The sequence below is a fragment of the Burkholderia sp. Bp9143 genome, assembly GCF_003853645.1.
GTDB lineage: Bacteria > Pseudomonadota > Gammaproteobacteria > Burkholderiales > Burkholderiaceae > Burkholderia.
The window spans coordinates 45,524-67,712 of sequence record NZ_QTPO01000048.1 but is presented as its reverse complement, the minus strand read 5'-3'; the positions used below and the strand labels follow the sequence as shown (position 1 = coordinate 67,712).

At 66.3% G+C, this 22,189-nt stretch carries 16 protein-coding genes and 2 pseudogenes; 12 read left to right on the top strand and 6 right to left on the bottom strand.

The window, feature by feature from the left end; translation table 11 throughout:
- Positions 1–625: 625 nt before the first annotated feature.
- From DIE23_RS40890 to DIE23_RS29975, 3 genes and pseudogenes are all read right to left on the bottom strand, one after another.
- Positions 626–706: pseudogene (locus DIE23_RS40890) on the bottom strand (DUF6402 family protein); the annotation flags it as partial.
- Positions 707–831: 125 nt separating this feature from the next.
- A pseudogene (locus DIE23_RS40885) lies at positions 832–1,461 on the bottom strand (DUF6402 family protein); the annotation flags it as partial.
- 704 nt (positions 1,462–2,165) lie between these two features.
- A complete protein-coding gene (locus DIE23_RS29975; RefSeq protein WP_124615416.1) occupies positions 2,166–2,642 on the bottom strand; it encodes an OsmC family protein in 477 nt (158 codons plus the stop codon).
- A 94-nt stretch (positions 2,643–2,736) separates the two neighbouring features.
- Here DIE23_RS29975 and DIE23_RS29970 point away from each other — a divergent pair, with 94 nt between their 5' ends.
- A complete protein-coding gene (locus DIE23_RS29970) occupies positions 2,737–3,378 on the top strand; it encodes a GntR family transcriptional regulator (RefSeq protein ID WP_124615415.1) in 642 nt (213 codons plus the stop codon).
- A 316-nt stretch (positions 3,379–3,694) separates the two neighbouring features.
- Here DIE23_RS29970 and DIE23_RS29965 read toward each other — a convergent pair whose 3' ends face one another.
- Entirely contained in the window at positions 3,695–4,717 is a 1,023-nt protein-coding gene (locus DIE23_RS29965) for a LacI family DNA-binding transcriptional regulator (RefSeq protein ID WP_124615414.1), read from the bottom strand.
- Between the two features lie 190 nt (positions 4,718–4,907).
- On the opposite strand from DIE23_RS29965, the gene DIE23_RS29960 reads away from it, so the two are divergent.
- The 6 genes from DIE23_RS29960 (at position 4,908) to DIE23_RS29935 (ending at position 12,559) form a co-directional block, all read left to right on the top strand.
- The gene (locus DIE23_RS29960) at positions 4,908–6,056 is read left to right on the top strand and encodes an ABC transporter ATP-binding protein (RefSeq protein WP_124615413.1); all 1,149 of its coding nucleotides are present in this window, start codon (positions 4,908–4,910) and stop codon (positions 6,054–6,056) included.
- 8 nt (positions 6,057–6,064) lie between these two features.
- Complete coding sequence (locus tag DIE23_RS29955; RefSeq protein WP_124615412.1) at positions 6,065–8,056, top strand: beta-galactosidase; 1,992 nt, start codon at positions 6,065–6,067, stop codon at positions 8,054–8,056.
- A gap of 63 nt (positions 8,057–8,119) precedes the next feature.
- Positions 8,120–9,379, top strand: a complete 1,260-nt coding sequence (locus DIE23_RS29950; RefSeq protein ID WP_124615411.1) for an ABC transporter substrate-binding protein — start codon at positions 8,120–8,122, stop codon at positions 9,377–9,379.
- A 54-nt stretch (positions 9,380–9,433) separates the two neighbouring features.
- Positions 9,434–10,387, top strand: a complete 954-nt coding sequence (locus DIE23_RS29945; RefSeq protein ID WP_124615410.1) for a carbohydrate ABC transporter permease — start codon at positions 9,434–9,436, stop codon at positions 10,385–10,387.
- A gap of 21 nt (positions 10,388–10,408) precedes the next feature.
- A complete protein-coding gene (locus tag DIE23_RS29940; protein WP_039318652.1) occupies positions 10,409–11,260 on the top strand; it encodes a carbohydrate ABC transporter permease in 852 nt (283 codons plus the stop codon).
- Between the two features lie 177 nt (positions 11,261–11,437).
- On the top strand, positions 11,438–12,559 hold the full coding sequence (locus tag DIE23_RS29935; RefSeq protein WP_221623367.1) for a Fic family protein: 1,122 nt from the start codon (positions 11,438–11,440) through the stop codon (positions 12,557–12,559).
- Between the two features lie 94 nt (positions 12,560–12,653).
- On the opposite strand, the gene DIE23_RS29930 is transcribed toward DIE23_RS29935, so the two are convergent.
- Positions 12,654–14,135 carry a nitronate monooxygenase gene (locus DIE23_RS29930; protein WP_124615409.1) on the bottom strand — a complete coding sequence of 494 codons (1,482 nt, stop codon included), beginning with the start codon at positions 14,133–14,135 and terminating at the stop codon, positions 12,654–12,656.
- Positions 14,136–14,331: 196 nt separating this feature from the next.
- Positions 14,332–15,102 carry a transcriptional regulator GlcC gene (glcC, locus tag DIE23_RS29925; protein ID WP_124615408.1) on the bottom strand — a complete coding sequence of 257 codons (771 nt, stop codon included), beginning with the start codon at positions 15,100–15,102 and terminating at the stop codon, positions 14,332–14,334.
- A gap of 223 nt (positions 15,103–15,325) precedes the next feature.
- Here glcC and glcD point away from each other — a divergent pair, with 223 nt between their 5' ends.
- The 5 genes from glcD to DIE23_RS29900 are packed head-to-tail and all read left to right on the top strand — an operon-like array spanning position 15,326 to position 21,799.
- Positions 15,326–16,825, top strand: coding sequence for a glycolate oxidase subunit GlcD (gene glcD / locus DIE23_RS29920; protein WP_124615407.1), 1,500 nt, complete (start codon positions 15,326–15,328; stop codon positions 16,823–16,825).
- Positions 16,825–17,907: a glycolate oxidase subunit GlcE gene (gene glcE / locus DIE23_RS29915; RefSeq protein WP_124615406.1), complete on the top strand. Its 1,083-nt coding sequence runs from the start codon at positions 16,825–16,827 to the stop codon at positions 17,905–17,907. Before glcD ends, glcE begins: the two co-directional genes overlap by 1 nt.
- Before the next feature lie 24 nt (positions 17,908–17,931).
- Positions 17,932–19,152: a glycolate oxidase subunit GlcF gene (glcF, locus tag DIE23_RS29910; protein ID WP_124615405.1), complete on the top strand. Its 1,221-nt coding sequence runs from the start codon at positions 17,932–17,934 to the stop codon at positions 19,150–19,152.
- A gap of 22 nt (positions 19,153–19,174) precedes the next feature.
- Complete coding sequence (locus tag DIE23_RS29905; protein ID WP_124615404.1) at positions 19,175–19,579, top strand: heme-binding protein; 405 nt, start codon at positions 19,175–19,177, stop codon at positions 19,577–19,579.
- Between the two features lie 45 nt (positions 19,580–19,624).
- Complete coding sequence (locus DIE23_RS29900) at positions 19,625–21,799, top strand: malate synthase G (protein ID WP_124615403.1); 2,175 nt, start codon at positions 19,625–19,627, stop codon at positions 21,797–21,799.
- Positions 21,800–22,189 lie beyond the last annotated feature (390 nt).

Here is a 22,189-nt window from a genome sequence, read left to right as displayed (position 1 = left end):
CCCTGCAATTCTCACAACCTCATTTGGCGTTCGGAACCACGCCACATAAGGCGCTCACGATTGTTCATGGTCGACTATCCACGCATCATCCTGCACACTGAACACCGCCCAAGGTCCATCGTGCTCGAAAGGCTCACGACACACACCCAGCCGAGCTATGGCCGTCTGATACAGGCGGTCGAATCCCGTCCATAGGAACACCCCGATTAGTCTATCCGCTCGTATTTGGACCAAGTTTGTCTGAGTGGGACTAACCGTGGGCGGTTCGCCAAAATCCTATCCATTAGGGATGGTGGCAAAGTAAATTCCGATCCATCGCCGTCTCCCCTTTGAAGCAGTAGGTAATCCTTCCCCCAGATAAAGTCTGGAACCGGTGAGTCAAAAGTTGTTATTGCCAAAAGTTTATTGTCTTTGTTGTCGTAAAGTCTGGCGACAAATACATAGTCTATGATGTTAAACGGCTGCTCACTAAATGTCTCATGAGTGATAAAGCACATCGTGGCATAGTATTTTTTGTCAGGGGAGATTGACTTTTGGCAGTCCTCCCCCATAGGGCTTCGGTCAACCCCCCACATGTAACAAGCCCACGCACCCAGGGCGACAAGTAGTATTATTTTGCACCGACTCATAGGAACACCCGGATTGGCTTATCGAGACGAACAAATTTATTATCTGAAAAAATAATGAAGTCCCCGCCCCGCTTATGCTTTTTTTGCCACTCCCGGAAGTCATTGTTGCGAACCGGATAATAAAGGTTTCTTTTTTCCTTACGTCTCCGACGGCCACCGGATAATTAAGTTGCGGGATTCGAGAATCTCGCGAACTGACAAACGAGTATGGAACTACAATGATTCCGTTTTCGCCCCAATGACCCAAGTATTGCGATGGCTTACCCGCATCAGCCTCAAATGTGTATCCATCTTTTACATAAACAAAAATGCCAATTATGTCAACGCATCTACTCCGGCTGCGTTCGTCAATGTAGAAGTTGGCTTGCGCAACTGCCGCGCAGATGTTGAAACTTCCGAGAGCGGCAAATAAATCATCCGGCACCCCCTTGTTTTCTTCGGTGAAGTACATGAACGACTTTATTTTATCCGCCAAGCCCCCGTCAACCGTTGCCCGTTGAAACTGGAACAGTTCGTGCGTCATCCTCACGTCATCTTTAAAAACTTCCGCCGTTCTAAAGAAGCCGTAGTGATCGTAGTATGCGGACAAGCTCTCCCTTAATATTTTGAGTTCATCGGTCGAATAAATGCCGGCCTCAATTAGCTGGTCATACTTTTCTTTCGCTCTCCGGTGCTTCAAAACCCAGTCTAACTTGACGATTGAGTAGTCGTACATGTCATCCGCATACGGCTTCCCGTTCTGGTCAATCGCATGTTTTTGATCATCCGAACTGGTTGAATAATTGAGCCTGCCAGCAAACCATCGCTCCATCAGCTTTGCGCCGACCGGCATCATTTCCCGGCGCATAGCGTCCGGAATTTCTTGAATGTCGAAGGGGGGAATGGTCGGTTCGACTTTGAGCGGAGGTTTGGGCTTTGGCGGATCGGGGGTATCCAGCCATCTCTTGAATCGTGAAAAAGCGTTACCAATCCTTTCGAAGTCGTCGGCCATCTTGTCCAGCGAATCCCGCTTGGGTGCCGGAGCCGGTTTGGGTGCCGGTGGTTTGGGCGGCTCTGGGGGCAATGGCGGGGCTGCGTCCATCGAGAGCTTGGCGTCATCCACGATGCGCGCGCCGTCCTGTTTTCGCCATCGCCAAAGCATCTTGTTTATTTCGTAGTAGGACAGTAACTCTGACATGTGCTCTCCAAAAATCGAACAAAGGATCTAGGTTAGATTTGAGTTTCACTCACGGGCTGCTGTTCTTGCAAGCCGAATACCCAAACCTCACCTCAGCACATTTATCTACAGAATACCTCTCACTCTCAACGCCACCTGACTATTGTTATAATTTTCACACACCGCCGATTTTCGAGATAATCGATATTTATTTAATTGTCAGCTCCGGCTTTTCCAACAAAAAAGGCCGCTATCGACAGCCAGAAGTAACACCAGTGGGTAGCACTAGACGACCTAGCGCCACCCCATACAACCAATAATTTGACGCGGGCCCTGCCTAATAACAATTGATTATTTGCACGTCTTCTCCCTGGCGCGCGTCACGCGGCCGCGACCTCGATCACCGGCTCGCACCGGATCGGGAAATTGACGGAGTTCGCAACATAGCACTTCGCATGCGCGTCATGATGCAGCCGCTCGGCCAGCTCGCGATCGTCGCCCGCGCGAATCGTCACGCGCGGATGCAGCACGATTTCGGTGAAACGCCCCGGCTCGATGGTGTCGAGCATCGTCCCTTCCGCGTCGTCGACATACGCGAGCACGCGGATGCCCGCATCGGAACACAGATGCAGATACCAGAGCTTGTGGCACGCCGATGCCGACGCCAGCAGCAGGTCTTCCGGATTCCAGCGCGCCGCATCGCCGCGAAACGCCGCGTCCGACGAGCCCGGAATGTCCGGCTTCGAACCCGCGCGGATCACGTGATCGCGGCCGTATTCGCGATACCCCGACGTGCCGGTTCCCCGGTTGCCGGTCCACTCCACTGCCACGCGGTACTTGTGTTCGCCATGCGCCATCTCGCTCTCCTGTGTGATCGGAATCGTGAGGCCGCCATTGTGGCACCGGAAGGCCATTTGGTATACCATTATTCCAAAATGAGGACTCAACGGCATGGAAGCCAGACTCGATTCCACGGCGGACGCGGTGGCCGCCTCGCTGCGGGAAATGATCATCAACGGCGAGTTGCAGGCCGGCGAGCGGCTCGTCGAGCGCGACCTCGCCGAGCACTTCGGCATCAGCCGGATTCCGATGCGCGAGGCGATCCAGCGCCTGGAGCGCGAAGGGTTGCTGGACATCTTCCGCAATCGCGGCGCGGTCGTGCGGATGCTGGGCGCGTCCGACGTGCAGGAAATCTACGACATGCGCGCGCTGCTCGAAGGCGACGCGATCTACCGCAGCGTGAAGCGGCTCGACGACGAAACGCTCGCGCGCGCCGAACTCGTGCATCGACTGCTCGGTGAATCGAGCGTGCCGCGCCGGCAAGGCGAGTTGAACCGTGAATTCCATGCGTTGCTGTATTCGTGCTGCGCCAATGAGCGGCAGTTGAAGGCGATCTCGGAACTGCGCAGCCAGGTCGAGCGGTACGAGCGGCTGCAAACCACGTTGCTCGCGGATACGCCGTCGTTCCAGGTCGAGCACGAAGAGATCCTGCTGGCATGCCGCGAACGCAATGCACGCGGCGCCCGCGCGATGACGGTCGCGCATCTCGAATCGGCACGACGCATCGTGACGCGGCTCGTCGAACGCGGGTGAGGCCGCGGCCAATCCGGCCTCGCTGGTCGCCGCGCATCTCGAATCGGCGCGACGCATCGTGATGCGGCTGGTCGAAGGCGAGTGAGGCCGCGGCCAATCCGGCCTCGCTGGTCGCCGCGCATCTCGATTCGGCGACGCGTATCGTGATGCGGCCCGTCGAACGCGACCGGGGCGGCCAGCCGCTCCGCGTCGGGCTCCGGTTCCGTCCAGCGGCCGGTGGTCGGTGGTCGATCCCGTTCGTCGCTTCGTGGGTTGCGCCCCCGGGCCGGCAAACCTCGTCACGCCCGGTGTGGCCACGCACGGCCACCCACGCGCGCTAAGCCACCGGTGCCTTACCCGTCGTCCCCCGCACCACCAGCCGCGGCGCCGACGCCGTCCGCACGCGCGACGCATCGTCGATCTGACCGCCCGCCTCACGCAATGCGTTGAGTAGTTCGACCGCGAGCCGCGCCGCCTCGGCCGTCGGGATCGCGACGGTCGTCAACGTGGGCCGCGTATCGCTCGCCAGGTGAATATCGGTGATGCCGACGATCGACAGGTCGTCGGGCACGCGCCGGCCGCGATCGGCCGCCGCGTGCAGCGCGCCGATCGCGGGCAGGTCGTTCGTCGCGACCAGCGCGGTCAGTCCAGGATGCGCGTTCAGCAGTTGCCCCGCCGCGCGCACGCCACCTTCGATCGAATCGTGCCCGGCGCCGACACGCGACGCGTCCAGCCCGGCTTCGCGCATCACATCGACGAAGCCGTCGTAGCGCGCGGCCTGCACGCCGTTTGCCGACCCGCCGACGATCACGCCGATCTCGCGATGCCCGAGCTCGATCAGATGCCGCGTCGCAATCCGCCCCGCCTCGCGAAAATCCACCGCCACGCACGGCAACCCTTCGGGCGGTGCATCGGGCCGCTCCCACAGACACAGCACGACCGGCACGCCGCGCCGCGCGACGTCGACCAGGTCCGGCAAATGCAGGTTCGCATTGGTCACGAGGATGCCCTCGGAAATCGTGCCGGCGATCTGGTCGAGATACGCGCGCCCCTGCAACGGATCTTCGTTCGTATTGCAGACGATCAGGAACTGGCCGTTGCGGCGCACCGCGCGCTCGACCGCGAGCGCGAACTCCGGATAGAACGGGTTCGCGATGCTCGACACCATCAGCGCGACCGTCGGCGCCCGCCCTTCCGCCAGCGCCCGCGCCGCGAGATGCGGCCGGTAGCCGAGCGCCTGCACGGCATCTAGTACCCGCGCGCGGGTGGCTTCGCCGACCCGGCCGCGATTCCGCAGCACGTTCGAGACCGTCGCGGCCGTCACGCCGGCGCGGCGGGCCACTTCATCGAGTGTCGCCATGGCTTACCCACTATATGAGACGTTGATCCAGTATTTGCTTCGCTCACCGAAGCGGCGCACTATCGCCGCACACCCTGCCGCCCGACCGACGGGCGCGACTCGGCCGCGATCGCTATCGGCTCTTTTTTTGATCGCGATGATTAAGCGCTTAAGCATCGATGAAGGCGCATTAAAACATGGAGCGGAGACAATGGCGAGCATCTCGATGCGGCGCGTGCAGAAAGCCTATGGCGAGCACGCGCCGGTCATTCGTGACGTCGATCTGGAGATCGGCGCGCACGAGTTCTGCGTGTTCCTCGGTCCGTCCGGCTGCGGCAAGTCGACCCTGCTGCGGATGATCGCGGGCCTCGAGGACCTGAGCGACGGCGAGCTGTCGATCGACGGCCGCCGCGTCGACGACGTGCCGGCCGCCGAACGCGGCGTCGCGATGGTGTTCCAGAGCTACGCGCTGTTTCCGCACATGACGGTCTACGAGAACATGGCGTTCGGGCTGAAGCTCGCGCGCGTGCCGAAGGCCGAGATCGACCGGAAGGTCCGCGACGCCGCGCGGATCCTGCAGCTCGACACGCTGCTCGAGCGCAAGCCGAAGGCGCTGTCCGGCGGCCAGCGTCAGCGCGTCGCGATCGGCCGTGCGATCGTGCGCGAGCCCGGTGTGTTCCTGTTCGACGAACCGCTGTCGAACCTCGACGCGGCGCTGCGCGGCCAGACCCGCATCGAGATCGCGAAGCTGCACCGGCAGTTCGAACGCGCGAGCGTCGTCTACGTGACGCACGACCAGACCGAGGCGATGACGCTCGCCGACAAGATCGTGCTGCTGCACGCCGGTGCCGACACCGCGCGGCATGGCAGCATCGCGCAGGTCGGCGCGCCGCTCGACCTCTATCACCATCCCGCCAGCCGCTTCGTCGCCGGCTTCATCGGCTCGCCGCGAATGAATTTCCTGCCGGCCGTCGTCGCCGCGTGCGACGCGCGGCACACGACCGTCACCGTCGTGCCGTCCGGCGAAACCTTCACGCTGCCGCGCGACGGCTCCGCACTCGCGCCGGGCGCGGCCGTCACGCTCGGCATCCGCCCCGAACACCTGACGCTCGGCGCCGCGCACGACGCGACGACGCTCGCGCGCGACGTCGCGCTCGTCGAACGCCTCGGCGAGCAGACCTACGTGCACCTCGACCAGCCCGGCGGCACGCCGCTGATCGCGAAGGTACCCGGCGATGCGGCCGTGCGCGGCGGCGAGCGCGTGCATGCGCATGCGCCGGCCGCGGCCTGTCACCTCTTCACCGAAGACGGTCGCGCGGTGCCCGCGTGTGCCGACGTTCCCGTCCACCATTACGCATAAGGATCGGCATGCGCCTCGGAGTCTGCTATTACCCGGAACACTGGCCGGAATCGATGTGGGCGGACGACGCCCGCCGGATGAAGGCACTCGGCATCGCACAGGTGCGGATCGCCGAATTCGCATGGAGCCGCATCGAGCCGTCGCCGGGCGAATACGACTGGGGCTGGCTCGACCGCGCGGTCGACCTGCTCGGCGCGGCCGGCCTCGAGATCGTGATGTGCACGCCGACCGCGACGCCGCCGAAGTGGCTCGTCGACCGTCACCCCGACATCCTAGCGATCGGCGCGGACGGCCGGCCGCGCAAGTTCGGGTCGCGCCGCCACTACGACTTCTCGTCGCCGACCTACCTGGAAGCGTCGCGCCGCATCTGCACGGCGGTCGCCGAACGCTACGGCCGCCACCCGGCCGTGCGCTACTGGCAGACCGACAACGAGCTCGGCTGCCACCAGACGGTCGTCAGCTACTCGCCGGCCGCGCTCGTGCGCTTTCGTGAATGGCTGAAGGCGCGCTACGGCACGATCGACGCGCTGAACCGCGCATGGGGCACCGTGTTCTGGAGCATGGAGTACCGGCATTTCGACGAAGTCGACGCGCCGGTCGGCACCGTGACCGAAGCGCATCCGTCGCACCGCCTCGACTACCGGCGCTTCGCGTCGGACGAAGTCGCGCGGTATCACCGGATGCAGGTCGACGTGATCCGCGCGCATTCGCCGGGCCGCCCCGTCGCGCACAACTTCATGCAGCTCTTCACCGAGTTCGACCACTACGAAGTCGCGCGCGACCTCGACATCGCGACGTGGGACAGCTATCCGCTCGGCGCGCTCGAGGAGCAATGGTTCGCGCCCGACGTGAAGGCGCGCTGGCTGCGCACCGGCCATCCGGATTTCGCGTCGTTCAATCACGACCTCTATCGCGGAATGTCGAAGCTGCCGTTCTGGGTGATGGAGCAGCAGCCGGGGCCGGTGAACTGGGCGCAGTGGAACCCCGCGCCGCTGCCGGGCATGGTGCGCCTGTGGAGTTGGGAAGCGTTCGCGCACGGCGCCGGCTGCGTGTCGTACTTCCGCTGGCGGCAGGCGCCGTTCGCGCAGGAGCAGATGCACGCGGGCCTGCACACGCCGGACGACAAGCTCGACGAAGGCGGCCGCGAAGCGCAGCGCGTCGCGCACGAGATCGCGGCCGTGCTCGACGCCGGCGCCGATGCCGACGCGAACGGCCCGGTGCGCGCGCCCGTCGCGCTGGTGTTCGACTATGAAGCGAAGTGGCTGTTCGAAGTGCAGCCGCAAGGCGCCGATTTCCACTACCCGCGTTTCGCGTTCGAGTACTACTCGGCACTGCGCTCGCTCGGCCTCGACGTCGACATCGTTTCCGCGCACGCGCCGCTCGACGGCTACCGGCTCGTCGTCGTGCCGCCGCTGCCGGTCGTGCCGGACGACTTCGCGGCACGGCTCGCCGCAGCGGGCGCGCATGCGGTGTTCGGCCCGCGCACCGGCTCGAAGACCGCCGACCTGCAGATTCCGCCCGCGCTGCCGCCCGGCCCCCTCGCGTCGATCCTGCCGATGCGCGTGTGGCGCGTCGAATCGCTGCGGCCGAACGTGACCGAACGGATCGACGGCACGTTGCGCGACGGCTCGCCGCTCACCGGCGACGCACGTCACTGGCGCGACCTCGTCGAACTGCACGACGACGCACGCAGCGTCGTGCGTGCGCGCTTCGCCGACGGTCATCCGGCCTGCGTGTCGCACGGCGCCCTGCACTACTGGGCCGCGCTGTTCGACGACGCGACCACCGCGCGCCTGTTCGCCGACGTCGCGGCCGACGCCGGCCTGACACCGTCGCCGCTCGGCGACGGCGTGCGCGTGAGCCGGCGCGGCGGCCTCACCTACGTATTCAACTACGGCGGCACGCCGCATACGATCGATGCGGTGCCGCCGTCCGCGTTCGTGGTCGGCGCCGCGCAGGTCGAGCCGCAAGGCGTCGCCGTGTATCGAAGCCGTTCGTAGCAACCGCCCCCGGCGCCGCGACGCGCCGGTCACGCACAACGACACACAGGAATGGAGACACACATGACACATCGCCCCCTTCGCGTCGCCGCCCGGCTTGCGACCGCCGCCGCCATCGCGTTCGCTTCGTTCGGCGCCGCGGCGCCGGCCGACGCGGGCACGCTGACGATCAACATCGCGTTCAAGGGCGCCAGCCAGCGCGCGGTCTGGCAGTCGACGCTCGAAGCGTTCCACAAGGCCCATCCCGACATCGACGTGAAGCCCACCTTCGTCGACGAGGAAGCGTACAAGGTGCAGCTCCCCGCGTGGCTCACGACCGTCGCGCCCGACGTGGTGAACTGGCACGCGGGCGAGCGGATGGCGTACTACGCGAAGCGCGGGCTGTTCGAGGACCTGAGCGGCGACTGGACGAAGAACGGCTGGGGCGCGATGTACGCGTCGACGCGCGATGCGTCGTCGTACAACGGCAAGCAGTACGCGGCGCCGACCGTCTATTACTCGTGGGGGCTGTTCTACCGCAAGGACCTGTTCAGCAAGGTCGGCATCGCCGACGAGCCGAAGACCTGGGACCAGTTTCTCGATGCGTGCAAGAAGCTGAAGGCCGCCGGCATCACGCCGATCGCGGTCGGCGGCCGCGACGCGTGGACGCTCGCCGGCTGGTTCGACTATCTCGACCTGCGGCTGAACGGCAACGCGTTCCACCAGCAACTGATGGCCGGCGACGTGCCGTACACCGACCCGCGCGTGAAGAAGGTCTACACGACGTGGAAATCGCTGATCGATGCGGGCTACTTCATCGACAACGCGCTGTCCTACGATCTCGACGGCGCGCAGCCGTTCCTGTTCCAGGGCAAGGCCGCGATGATGCTGATGGGCACCTTCATCGCCGCGGGCTTTCCGCCGAACGTGAAGCAGGAAATGGGCTATTACCGCTTCCCGATCATCGACCCGAAGGTGCCGACCGCCGAGGACGGCCCGGTCGAATCGCTGCACATCCCGACCAAGGCGAAGAACAAGGCCGACGCGCACACGTTCCTCGCGTTCGTCGAAACGCCCGAGATGGGCGCGAAGCTCGCGGAAGGGCTCGGCTCGCTGTCGGCCAACAGCAAGTCGCCGGAGCCGGCCGATCCGATCTCGCGGATCGGCTTCCGGATCCTCGCCGACACGAAGGGCGGCGTCGCGCAGTTCTACGACCGCGACATGACGAAGGAAATGGCCGACGAAGGGATGAAGGGGATGCAGCAGTTCGTCGCGAATCCGGCGCAGCTCGATACCGTGCTTGCGCAACTCGAGCAGACCCGCAAGCGGATCTACAAGAAGTAACCGCGTGACCCCTGCGGCGGCCTTGCGCCGCCGCGTCCGCCCAGGAGGCTTGCCGTGTCCCGTCCGATCACGTCCACCCCGCCCGCCGGCGCTGGCGCCGCGCCGCCACCGCGCGGCGCATCCGCCGCCTCTGCGCTGCCCGCGCGCCGCCCGTCGCCGGCCGTGCGGCGGCAACGGCGTGCCGCGTGGCTCTTTCTTGCGCCCGCGTGCGCAATGGTTGCCGTCTATGTGATCTGGCCGATCCTGTCGACGCTGTGGCTGAGCCTCTGCAACTGGGACGGGATGACCGAGCGCACGTTCGTCGGTCTCGCGAACTACGCGGAGCTACTGCACGCGCCGACCTTCTACACCGCGCTGCGCAACAACGTGATCTGGCTCGCGCTGTTCATGCTCGCGCCGCCGCTCGGCCTCGCGCTCGCGCTGTACCTGAACCAGGCTGTCGCCGGCATCCGGCTCGTGAAGTCGCTGTTTTTCGCGCCGTTCGTGTTGTCGGGCGTGGTCGTCGGTTTGATCTTCTCGTGGTTCTACGATCCGACCTTCGGGCTGCTCGCGCTGATCGCCGGACACGGGATCCCGGTGCTCGGCGATGCGCGCTACGCGACGTTCGGCATCGTGTTCGCCGCGCTGTGGCCGCAGACCGCGTACTGCATGATCCTGTACCTGACCGGCCTCACGTCGGTGAACCCGGAGCAGATCGAAGCGGCGCGGATGGAAGGCGCGCGCGGCTTCGCGCTGCTGTGGCACGTCGTGCTGCCGCAACTGCGGCCGACCACGTTCATGGCGATCGTCGTCACGGTGATCGGCGCGCTGCGCAGCTTCGACCTGATCTCCGTGATGACGGGCGGCGGCCCGTTCGAGAGTTCGACCGTGCTCGCGTATTACATGTACGACCAGGCGATCAAGTACTACCGGCTCGGCTATTCCGCGTCGATCGCGGTCGTGCTGTTCGCGATCATGCTCGTCTACATCGTGTTCCAGTTGCGCCGCCTGCTGCGCAACGAGCAGTGACCTACCGGGGATTCATCGATCATGTTTCCGACACCCGTTGCCCACTGGAAGCCGGTATCGCGCCGGCTGTACAAGCTGTCGCTGCCCGTCGCGCTCGTGATCTGGCTGCTGCCGATGATCGCGGTGTTCGTCACGTCGGTGCGCTCGACCGAGGAACTGGTCGAAGGTCACTACTGGGGCTGGCCGAGGCACTTCTCGATGATCGAGAACTATCGCGACGCGCTGACCACGTCACCGATGCTGCATTACTTCTGGAACAGCGTGCAGATCACGGTGCCGTCGGTGCTCGGGTCGATCGCGCTGGCGGCGATGGCCGGGTTCGCGCTGGCGACTTACCGGTTTCGCGGGAATGCCGCGTTGTTCGGCACGTTCGTCGCGGGGAACTTCGTGCCGGTGCAGGTGTTGATGATTCCCGTTCGTGATTTGTCGCTCAGGCTCGGGGTGTTCAATACGGTCGAGGCGTTGATTCTCTTTCACGTCGCGTTTCAGACGGGGTTCTGCACGCTGTTTCTGCGGAACTTCATCAAGCAGTTGCCGTTCGAGTTGATCGAGGCGGCGCGGATCGAGGGCGCGGGTGAGTGGACGGTGTTCTGGCGGATCGTCTTGCCGCTGATCCGGCCTGCGCTGGCGGCGCTTGCGATCCTCGTGTTCACGTTCGTGTGGAACGATTACTTCTGGGCGCTGTGTCTCACGCAAGGCGATGAGGCCGCGCCGATCACCGCGGGCGTCGCGGCGCTGAAGGGGCAATGGACCACTTCCTGGAACCTCGTGTCGGCCGGGTCGATTCTCGCCGCGCTGCCGTCGGTCGCGATGTTCTTCGCGATGCAGAAGCATTTCGTCGCGGGGCTGACGTTCGGGGCGACGAAAGGTTGAGCCGGCGCGGTCCTGCGGATTCGGATCTCCCCCTCTTCATCGAGAGGATTGCCCGCTTCGGCGGGCTTTTTTTGGTTCCGCCGGGTTTGACGGTGCGGTGAATAGAGCGGCTATTCTCCGCATAATTTGCGGTGAATATTGAATCGCGCGGTGAATCGGTGGGATAATCTCCGCATCATGAGCGGAGATTACACCTTCATCTGGGAGTCGGCCGACTGGCCTGCATGGCGCTTCGACCTCCCGACACTCGCCGCGCCACTCGCCGACGTCAGCCGTGCGCAAGGCATGCTGGTCGGGCGATTGGCGGATATCGGCCTGTCGCTGCGCGGCGAGGCCAGCCTGGCCGCGCTGACGGAGGACGTCGTCAAGACCAGTGCCATCGAGGGCGAAAGCCTGAACGTCGCATCGGTTCGATCGTCGATTGCGCGCCGGCTTGGTGTCGATATCGGTGCGCTGGCGCCAATCGATCGCCACGTCGAGGGCGTGGTCGACATGGTGCTGGATGCGACGACCCATTCCGCGGCGCCGGTCACCGAAAGCCGCTTGTGCGGGTGGCATGCCGCTCTCTTCCCGACCGGCTATTCGGGGATGTCGCGAATCACGGTCGGCGCATGGCGTACGGACGCGAGCGGGCCGATGCAGGTGGTGTCCGGACCGATCGGCCGGCAGCGCGTGCATTTCGAAGCACCGCCCGCCTCGCGCCTGACCAGCGAGATCCACCGCTTTCTCGCATGGCTCAATGCGTCGCCGGCCGAACCTTTGCTGATCCGGGCCGGCCTGGCCCACCTGTGGTTCGTCACGCTCCACCCGTTCGACGACGGCAACGGCCGTATCGCGCGCGCGCTCGGGGATCTGGTGCTGGCGCGCGCCGATCGGAGTCCACAACGTTTCTATAGCCTGTCGGCGCAAATCCAGCGCGAACGCAACGCGTACTACGACGTGCTGGAGCGTACGCAGCGCGGTTCGCTCGACGTCACCGAATGGCTCGCGTGGTTTCTGAACACCCTGGGGCGGGCCGTCGATCACGCGCACACGACGCTCGATGCGGTCCTGGTCAAGGCGCGCTTCTGGCAACGATATGCGGGCCTCGCGATGAACGAACGCCAGGCCAAGGTCATGAACCGCTTGCTCGACGGCTTCGAAGGAAAGCTGACGACCACCAAATGGGCAGCCCTCGCAAAGTGCTCGCAAGATACGGCGCTGCGCGATATCGGCGAACTCGTCTCGCACGGTGTGCTGCGTCGTTCGTTGTCCGGCGGCCGGAGCACGAGTTACGAGCTGGCGCCGTTCGACGGCTGACGCCATCGCCGGCAAGCGTAGCCGGACTGCCGTCGTGGTTTCCCGCCTTTCGGTTCTCCCGCCGGGTCGGACGCTGGATGTCTCGCAGGCCCGACTATGCGTCGCCCACCCCACCCTCCCTCAACCGCACATCCACCGCCCCGATATTCTTCTCATGCGCGACCAGCATCAGCGACAGCGCGTGGTGAATATCCGGATCCGCGAGCGTCGGCAGCAGTGCCTGCAGCTTGCGCACGACCCACCTCTGGCCGCGGTTCAAGAACGCCATCCGCTGAGCCAGATCGTCGATCGCCATCGCCTTTTCATAGAACGAACCGGTCGCACGCGTCGGCGTCGCGCCGAGCGTGCGAATCGCATCGACGAGCACGCTGCACCAATGCGCCTCGTCCTGGCGGATATGCGCGATCAACCGATGCAGTTCGGGATCGTCGTTGACCTCGGCAGCCGTCTCCGACGCGACGCGTGCGCCCGCGCGCTCCGCCTCCAGCAGTTCATCGAGCGCCGCGAGCAACGCCGTACGATTCTCATCCATCTCGCCCGCCGCTGAAGCGCCAGCCCCTTTCTCGACGATCGCCGCCGCATCGAGCACGATCCGGCGCAGCACATCGCCCGCTGACTCGATCGCGCCGATCCGCCCTGCCCCCGTGCCCGCATACAACGCCATCGCCTCGAAATCACCGGTCATCGTGCGCAGCGGCGAGTCGGTACTGAACAGGTAGATCGGCCGCCCTTCCTCGTCACCGATCACCACGCGCTCGTCACCGAACGGATCACCCCGCTCGCCACGCGTGACACTCGACGGCAGCACACGCACACGCGCGCCGCGCGGCCAGTTGATGTGAAAAATGTCGGTCAGCAGCGTGTCGCCGTCACGCGCATCGACGATCCGCTGCTGGTGATACGCATGCGCGAACGACTCGTGCGTCGCGATGAACGCCGTGCCCATCACCGCGCCCTGCGCGCCGAGCGCCATCGCGGCGGCCACGTCCGTGCCGTCGACGATCCCGCCCGCCGCGAGCACCGGCAACCGCGTCGCGTGAACCACTTCAGGCAGCAACTCGGCCAGCGGCCGATCACCACGCACGTGGCCACCCGCCTCGCGCCCCTGAACGATCAACGCCTGCGCACCAGCAGCCTCCGCCGCATGCGCATCGTCGAGCGACCCGACCTGATGAACCACCCGCACACCCGCATCGCGCAGACGCCGCACGACGCCCGGCATCACGTCCCAGAACAGCGCAACGACCGGCACGCGCAATTCGATACACGCATCGATCTGCGCATCAAGCAGTTCGGCCGGCGTAGACGCGGGAATCAGGTTCACGCCGAACGGCCGCTCGGTGGCCGCGCGAACTAATGCGACTTCGCGCCGGATCAACGTGACCGGCTCACGCACCATCCCGAGAAAGCCGAACCCGCCGGCCGCGCTCACCGCACTCGCGAGCTCCGCCCGCGCGACGCCGCCCATGCCCGCGAGCACGATCGGCCATACACAGCCGAGCAGGTCGCAGACAGGGCGATGCAGGATCTGGACGGCGCGGGCCTCGGGCCCGTCGCCACGCGTCGGAATCGACATGCAGCGTCCTCCTTCAAGGATCGGCGGCGCGTCACGGTTAACAGCCGAAGCGCATGTCGCGCAAAGGTGAAACGGTTCGTGTCGGGCCACGCATCGAATAGATCACATTGTGACATATTCGACTGTCAGGCCGCACGGCCAGCGCAACATGCTTGATACACGTCATGGCAGCAACGGCCACGCCGGTTGATTCGGCTCAGGTCCACCCTTCGAGGCGCAGCGTCGAGCGCACGAGTCGCTGCTCCTCCGCTTCGATCTCGCGCAGATAGTCGACGCACTGCCGGATATGCTCGCTCGCGGCCTTGCGTGCCTGGTCGGGCAGCCGCCCGGTCACCGCGTTGTAGAGCCGCGCGTGCTGACGGTCGATCTGCTTCTTCAGCGGCTCGCGATGATAGAGATTGTTCACCGACGCGAACACGGAACTGAGCAGCAGATCGGTCAGTGACTGCAGCGTATTGACGAGCACCGGGTTATGCGACGCCTCGCAGATCGCGAGATGGAACGCATGGTCGAGCTTCGCGCGCGCGGCCGGATCGAGATCCTGCGCATCGGCCGCCGTCATTTCCTCGTAGCGGCGCTTGATCAGGATGAAGTCGGCGGGCGTCCCGCGCAGCGCGGCAAGCCGCGCGGCTTCGGTCTCGAGCATGCCGCGCACCTCGAACAGGTCGTACAGCGTGCGCGGCTGCGAACCGAGCAGATGCATCATCGGCGAGACTTCGCGCTGCGGGGTCAGGCTCGCAACGAACGAACCCTTGCCGTGCGTCGTGTCGATGATCCCGCGCGCACGCAGCAGCTTCATCCCTTCGCGCACAGCCGTGCGCGACACGCCGAGCTTCTCGGTGAGCCGCCGCTCGGACGGCAGCGCCTGTCCGGCCTTCAGCACGCCGTCGACGATCAGCTGCTCGATCCGCTCGGCGACGACGTCGGCGACATTGCGCGCCGGCGCTTGTCGATCCTGCATTTCCATACTGGTATGACCACTTCTGAACGATATCGCCGATTTTCTCACAAACCCTTGTCGTGATTGGGTTTTCCGTCATATCCATGGCCACCCTCCAGGCCCATCTCGAAAAACTGGTATGACCACATCCGCGACGTCTGGACACGTACCCGCCGCCCGCCAAGAATGCCGTCCATCCGGCGTGCCGCGCATCCCGCGGCAGCCTGCATGGTGGAGACGGAGACACACGATGAGTTTCACCTACGACGAACGGATCGACGGCCCGCTGGCGACCGTCGACCGCGACACGCTCGTCGCCGCGCTCGACGCGGCGGCGCCCGGCCTCGACGTGCTGCACGAGCGCGAGGCGCTGAAGCCGTTCGAATGCGACGGGCTCGCCGCGTACCGCACGGTGCCGCTCGCGGTCGTGCTGCCCGACACGGTCGAGCAGGTGCGCGCGGTGCTGCGCGTCGCGGCCGCGCACGGCGTGCCGGTCGTCGCGCGCGGCGCGGGCACCGGGCTGTCGGGCGGCGCGATGCCGCTCGAAAAGGGCATCCTGCTCGTGATGTCGAAGTTCAACCGGATTCTCGAGATCGACGCCGATGCCGGCATCGCGCGCGTGCAGCCCGGCGTGCGCAATCTCGCGATCTCGCAGGCCGCCGCCCCCTACGGTCTCTACTACGCGCCCGATCCGTCGTCGCAGATCGCGTGCTCGATCGGCGGCAACGTCGCCGAAAACGCGGGCGGCGTGCACTGCCTCAAATACGGGCTGACGGTCCACAACATCCTGAAGGTCGAGATCCTGACGATCGACGGCGACGCGCTGACGCTCGGCGCCGACGCACTCGACGCGCCCGGCTTCGATCTGCTCGCGCTGTTCACCGGCTCCGAGGGGATGCTCGGCATCGTCACCGAAGTGACGGTGAAGCTGCTGCCGAAACCGCCGAGCGTGAAGGTACTGATCGCGAGCTTCGACGACGTCGCCGAAGCCGGTGCGGCCGTCGCGCGAATCATCGGCGCGGGCGTGATCCCGGGCGGCCTCGAGATGATGGACAACCTCGCGATCCGCGCGGCCGAGGACTTCATCCACGCCGGCTATCCGGTCGACGCGCAGGCGATCCTGCTGTGCGAACTCGACGGCGCGGCGACCGATGTCGACGAAGACGCCGAACGCGTCGCCGCGCTGCTGCGCGACGCCGGCGCGTCGGAGATCCGCGTCGCGCGCGACGAGGCCGAGCGGCAGCGCTTCTGGGCCGGCCGCAAGAATGCGTTCCCGGCGGTCGGCCGCATGTCGCCCGACTACTACTGCATGGACGGCACGATCCCGCGCCGCGAGCTGCCGCGCGTGCTCGAAGGGATCGCCGCGCTGTCCGCCGAATACGCGCTGCCGGTCGCGAACGTGTTCCACGCAGGCGACGGCAACATGCATCCGCTGATCCTGTTCGACGCGAACCGTCCCGGCGAGCTCGACCGCGCGGAAGCGCTCGGCGGCAAGATCCTCGAGCTGTGCGTCGCGGTGGGCGGCAGCATCACCGGCGAACACGGCGTCGGGCGCGAGAAGATCAACCAGATGTGCGTGCAGTTCAACGCCGACGAAATCACGTTCTTCCACGCGGTGAAGGCTGCGTTCGATCCGCAGCGCCTGCTCAATCCCGGCAAGAACATCCCGACGCTGCACCGCTGCGCCGAATTCGGTGCGATGCACGTCCACCACGGCAAGCTGCCGTTTCCCGAACTGGAGCGCTTCTGATGCAACGCGAACGCGAACCCGAATCGATCGACGACAGCGCGGCGCTCGTCGCGCAGGTCGACGCCGCGATCCACGCTCGCCAGCCGCTGCACATCCGCGGCGCGGGCACGAAGGCCTTCGTCGGCCGCGCCGTCGAAGGCCGCACGCTCGACGTGCGCACGCACCGCGGCATCGTCGCGTACGACCCGACCGAACTCGTCATCACCGCGCGCGCGGGCACGCCGCTCGCCGAACTGGAAGCGATGCTCGACGCGGCCGGCCAGATGCTGCCGTGCGAGCCGCCGACGTTCGGCGGCGCGGCCACGATCGGCGGCATGTTCTCGGCGGCGCTATCGGGGCCGCGCCGCCCGTGGGCAGGCGCGGTGCGCGACTTCGTGCTCGGTTGCCGCGTGATCACCGGCCACGCGAAACTCCTGCGCTTCGGCGGCGAAGTGATGAAGAACGTCGCGGGCTACGACGTGTCGCGGCTGCTCGCGGGCAGTTTCGGCTGCCTCGGCGTCGTGACGGAGGTGTCGCTGAAGGTGCTGCCCAAGCCGCGCGCGACCGGCGATCTCGCGTTGCCGCTCGCTGCGGGCGAAGCCGTGCAGCGCGTCGCCGGATGGCGTCGCGCGGGACTGCCGCTCGCGGGCGCCTGCCACGCGGACGGCGTGCTGCGCGTGCGGCTCGAAGGCGGCGAGGGCTCGGTGAAGGCCGCGCGCGACACGATCGGCGGCGAGCGCATGAACGATCGCGACGACGGATTCTGGGCGCGGCTGCGCGACCTGTCACTGCCGTTCTTCGACGACCCGCGCCCGCTGTGGCGCGTATCGGTGCCGGCCGCCGCGCCGCTCGATGCGCTGCCCGGCGCGCTGCTCGTCGACTGGGGCGGCGCACAGCGCTGGCTGAAAACAGACTCCGCACCGGCCGACGTGCAGCGGTTCGCCGCGCAGTGGGGCGGCCACGCGACCTGCTTCACGCCCGGCACGACGCCCGAGCCGTTCCAGCCGTTGCCGCCCGCGCTGCTGCGCGTGCATCGGCAGCTGAAGGCGCAACTCGATCCGCATGCGATCTTCAATCCCGGCCGCCTGTACGCGGACGTCTGACGCCAACCCGACTCCGAACCGCCGATGCAAACCAATCTCAGCGAAGCCAGCAAGGCCCTCGACCGGGCCGACGAAGCGGAAGCCATCCTGCGCGCGTGCGTGCACTGCGGCTTCTGCAATGCGACCTGCCCGACCTACCAGGTGCTCGGCAACGAGCTCGACGGGCCGCGCGGACGCATCTACCTCATCAAGCAAATGCTCGAAGGCGAACCGTGCGGCGAGCGCACCCAGCAGCATCTCGACCGCTGCCTGACCTGCCGCAACTGCGAGACGACCTGTCCGTCCGGCGTGCGCTATCACACGCTGCTCGACATCGGCCGCGCGGAAGCCGAGAAGCGCGCGCGGCGGCCGGCGCGCGAGCGCATGCTGCGCGCCGGCCTGCGTCACGTGGTGCCGCGACCGGCGACGTTCGCAGCGCTGCTGAAGGCCGGCCGCACGCTGCGCCCGCTGCTGCCCGGCACGCTGCAGGACAAGATCCCGGCCGCCGTGCCCGCCGCCACGCCGCGCCCGCCCGTACGCCATGCGCGACGCGTGCTGATGCTCGAAGGCTGCGTGCAGCCTTCGCTGTCGCCGAACACGAACGCGGCCGCCGCGCGCGTGCTCGACCGGCTCGGCATCAGCGTGGCGCCCGCGCGCGAAGCCGGCTGCTGCGGCGCGACCGAATATCACCTGAATGCGCAGGATGCCGGGCTCGCGCGCGCACGCCGCAACATCGACGCGTGGTGGCCTGCGATCGAGGCCGGCGCGGAAGCCATCGTGCTGACGGCGAGCGGCTGCGGCGCGTTCGTGAAGGAATACGGTGACCTGCTGCGCTCCGACCCCGTCTATGCGGACAAGGCGCGGCGCGTCAGCGCGCTCGCGCGCGACCTCGCGGAAGTGATCGCGGCCGAGCCGCTCGACGCGCTGGCCGAGTCGACGCGGCGCCGCGTCGCGGTCCACTGCCCGTGCACGCTGCAGCACGCGCAGCGGCTCGGCGGCGCGGTGGAAGGCATCCTGACGCGGCTCGGCTTCGATCTGACGAATGTCGCCGACGGCCACCTGTGCTGCGGCTCTGCCGGCACCTATTCGCTGACGCAACCCGAACTCGCGACGACACTGCGCGACAACAAGCTCGACGCGCTCGAAGCCGCACGGCCGGACCTGATTGTCACGGCCAACGTCGGCTGCCAGACTCACCTGAACGGCGCGGGCCGAACACCCGTGCGCCACTGGATCGAGCTCGTCGACAACCGACTCGTCAACTGACCGCTGATTCCGGAGGAACCCCATGAAAACGAAACCCGAACTCGAACTCGCCGACGTCGAACGCATGCTCGCCGCCGCCCGGGCCGAAGCCGAGCGTCACGGCTGGGCCGTGTCGATCGCCATCGTCGACGACGGCGGCCACCTGCTCGCGTTCGCGCGCCTCGACGGCGCATCGGCGGCCAGCGCCACCATCGCGCAGGACAAGGCGCGCGCGGCGGCACTCGGCCGTCGCGAGACGAAGGCGTATGAGGATATGATCAACGGTGGCCGCACGGCGTTTCTGAGCGTGCCGCTGACGGGGTTGCTCGAAGGCGGCGTGCCGGTCACGGTGGACGGCCGCATTGCGGGCGCGATCGGTGTGTCTGGCGTAAAGTCCGAACAGGATGCGCAGATCGCCCGCGCCGGCACACAAAGCGTCGTGGCATGACCAGCCAAGCCGCGCGCGCGTTTTTCATTCCCGGGAGGAATCACGATGATCGACCAAGCAGGACTGCAAGTCGCGCCAGCGCTGACCCAGTTCATTGAAAACGAAGCACTGCCCGGCACCGGTATCGACAAGGCCGCGTTCTGGAGCGGCTTCTCGGCCCTGGTGCACGACCTCGCGCCGCGCAACCGCGAGCTGCTCGCGGAACGCGACCGCCTGCAGCAGGAACTCGACACGTGGCATCGCGCGCACCCCGGCCCGGTACGCGACCATGCCGCGTATCGCGCATTCCTCGAACAAATCGGCTACCTCGTGCCGGTCCCGTCGAACGTCGCGGCAGCCACCGCGAACGTCGACAGCGAGATCGCGACGCAGGCCGGCCCGCAGCTCGTCGTGCCGCTGTCGAACGCGCGCTATGCGCTGAACGCCGCGAACGCACGCTGGGGCAGCCTGTACGACGCGCTGTACGGCACCGACGCGCTGCCCGAGGACGGCGGCGCCGAACGCACCACGGCCTACAACCCGACGCGCGGCCAGCACGTGATCGACTACGCGCGCAACGTGCTCGACAACGCGGCGCCGCTCGCGAGCGGCTCGCACCGCGACGCGCTGCGCTACCGCGTGGAGGACGGCCAGCTCGCCGTCGAAACCGGCAAGGGCGTCGTGCACCTCGCGCAGCCGGCGCAGTTCGTCGGCTACCAGGGCGCGGCGGGCGCACCGTCCGCGGTCCTGCTGAAGCACAACGGCCTGCACCTCGAGATCCAGATCGACGCGTCGACCCCCATCGGCCGCGCCGATCTCGCGAACGTGAAGGATGTCGTGCTCGAAGCCGCGATCAGCACGATCATCGACTGCGAGGATTCGGTCGCGGCGGTCGACGCCGACGACAAGGTCCAGCTCTACCGCAACTGGCTCGGCCTGATGCAGGGCACGCTGGTCGAGGAAGTCGCGAAGGGCGGCAAGACTTTCACGCGCCGCCTGAACGCCGATCGCGAGTACACCACGCCGGCCGGCGGCACGCTGTCGCTGCACGGCCGCTCGCTGCTGTTCGTGCGCAACGTCGGCCACCTGATGACCAACGGCGCGGTGCTCGACCGCGACGGCAACGAGATTCCGGAAGGCATCCTCGACGGCGTCGTCACGACGCTGTGCGCGCTGCACGACCTGAAGGCGAAGCGCAACTCGCGCACGGGCTCGATCTATATCGTGAAGCCGAAGATGCACGGCCCGGTCGAAGTCGCGTTCGCCGACACGCTGTTCGCGCGCATCGAGGATCTGTACGGCCTGCCGCGCAACACGCTGAAGATGGGCATCATGGACGAGGAGCGCCGCACCAGCGTGAACCTCGCCGCCTGTATCGCGGCCGCCGCCGCGCGTGTCGCGTTCATCAACACCGGCTTCCTCGACCGCACCGGCGACGAGATGCATACCGCGATGGAAGCGGGCCCGATGATCCGCAAGGGCGACATGAAGTCGTCGGCGTGGATCCAGTCGTACGAGCGCAACAACGTGCTCGCGGGCCTGTCGGCCGGCCTGCGCGGCCGCGCCCAGATCGGCAAGGGCATGTGGGCGATGCCGGACCTGATGCACGCGATGCTCGAGCAGAAGATCGCGCATCCGCGCGCCGGCGCGAACACCGCGTGGGTGCCGTCGCCGACCGCCGCGACGCTGCACGCGCTGCACTACCACCTCGTCGACGTGCAGGCCGTCCAGCAGGAACTCGAAAAGACGCCGTACGCGAGCGAACGCGACACGCTGCTCGAAGGGCTGCTGACCGTGCCGGTCGTCGAGCGCGCCGCGTGGAGCGAGAGCGAGATCCTGAGCGAGGTCGAGAACAACGCGCAGGGCATTCTCGGCTACGTCGTGCGCTGGGTCGAACAGGGCGTCGGCTGCTCGAAGGTGCCGGACATCCACGACGTCGGCCTGATGGAAGACCGCGCGACCCTGCGCATCTCGAGCCAGCACATCGCGAACTGGCTGCGCCACGGCGTGATCACCGAGGCGTTCGTGCTCGAGGTGTTCAAGCGGATGGCGCGCGTCGTCGACCAGCAGAACGCGGGCGACCCGAACTATCGCCCGATGGCACCCGGCTACGACCAGTCGACCGCGTTCAAGGCCGCGTGCGCGCTGGCGCTGCAGGGCACGTCGCAGCCGAGCGGTTATACCGAGCCGCTGCTGCATCGGTTCCGGCTCGCGTACAAGGCGCAACAGCACGGCGCGTAAACCCTCGCATGCGGGCTTTCCCGCATGCGGTTTCATGAAACGGGCGGCCATCACGGCCGCCCGTTTTCATATACAGATTTACGCGGACGCTGAAATCGATAATCGATCCGTAGCGCACGACTTCTGGTTCCAGGTGCGCCGACCGTTAAAGCATGAAAATCGGCGACCGTGGAATGCGCGCCGCTCCCGCTCCGGGTGAATAGCCTTGCACTGCAACGTTCTACGGGCGATTGGCAAGTATCGGCCATCGCGACAATTTGATCCGGATCAACGCACCACGACATTTTCCGCGTAGACGAATGCGCGAGTTATACTCGGACCAATCCGCGCCGCCCGATTCGTCGGATCGTCGAATCGCTGCAAATCTTTATCGGTGAATGGGTGATTCAG

Coding starts and splice junctions, on each gene's coding strand:
- DIE23_RS29975 (WP_124615416.1), bottom strand. CDS start 2,642: ATGGCGCATGGCGAACACAAGTACCGCGTGGCAGTGGAGTGGACCGGC.
- DIE23_RS29970 (WP_124615415.1), top strand. CDS start 2,737: ATGGAAGCCAGACTCGATTCCACGGCGGACGCGGTGGCCGCCTCGCTG.
- DIE23_RS29965 (WP_124615414.1), bottom strand. CDS start 4,717: ATGGCGACACTCGATGAAGTGGCCCGCCGCGCCGGCGTGACGGCCGCG.
- DIE23_RS29960 (WP_124615413.1), top strand. CDS start 4,908: ATGGCGAGCATCTCGATGCGGCGCGTGCAGAAAGCCTATGGCGAGCAC.
- DIE23_RS29955 (WP_124615412.1), top strand. CDS start 6,065: ATGCGCCTCGGAGTCTGCTATTACCCGGAACACTGGCCGGAATCGATG.
- DIE23_RS29950 (WP_124615411.1), top strand. CDS start 8,120: ATGACACATCGCCCCCTTCGCGTCGCCGCCCGGCTTGCGACCGCCGCC.
- DIE23_RS29940 (WP_039318652.1), top strand. CDS start 10,409: ATGTTTCCGACACCCGTTGCCCACTGGAAGCCGGTATCGCGCCGGCTG.
- DIE23_RS29935 (WP_221623367.1), top strand. CDS start 11,438: ATGAGCGGAGATTACACCTTCATCTGGGAGTCGGCCGACTGGCCTGCA.
- DIE23_RS29930 (WP_124615409.1), bottom strand. CDS start 14,135: ATGTCGATTCCGACGCGTGGCGACGGGCCCGAGGCCCGCGCCGTCCAG.
- glcC (WP_124615408.1), bottom strand. CDS start 15,102: ATGGAAATGCAGGATCGACAAGCGCCGGCGCGCAATGTCGCCGACGTC.
- glcD (WP_124615407.1), top strand. CDS start 15,326: ATGAGTTTCACCTACGACGAACGGATCGACGGCCCGCTGGCGACCGTC.
- glcE (WP_124615406.1), top strand. CDS start 16,825: ATGCAACGCGAACGCGAACCCGAATCGATCGACGACAGCGCGGCGCTC.
- glcF (WP_124615405.1), top strand. CDS start 17,932: ATGCAAACCAATCTCAGCGAAGCCAGCAAGGCCCTCGACCGGGCCGAC.
- DIE23_RS29905 (WP_124615404.1), top strand. CDS start 19,175: ATGAAAACGAAACCCGAACTCGAACTCGCCGACGTCGAACGCATGCTC.
- DIE23_RS29900 (WP_124615403.1), top strand. CDS start 19,625: ATGATCGACCAAGCAGGACTGCAAGTCGCGCCAGCGCTGACCCAGTTC.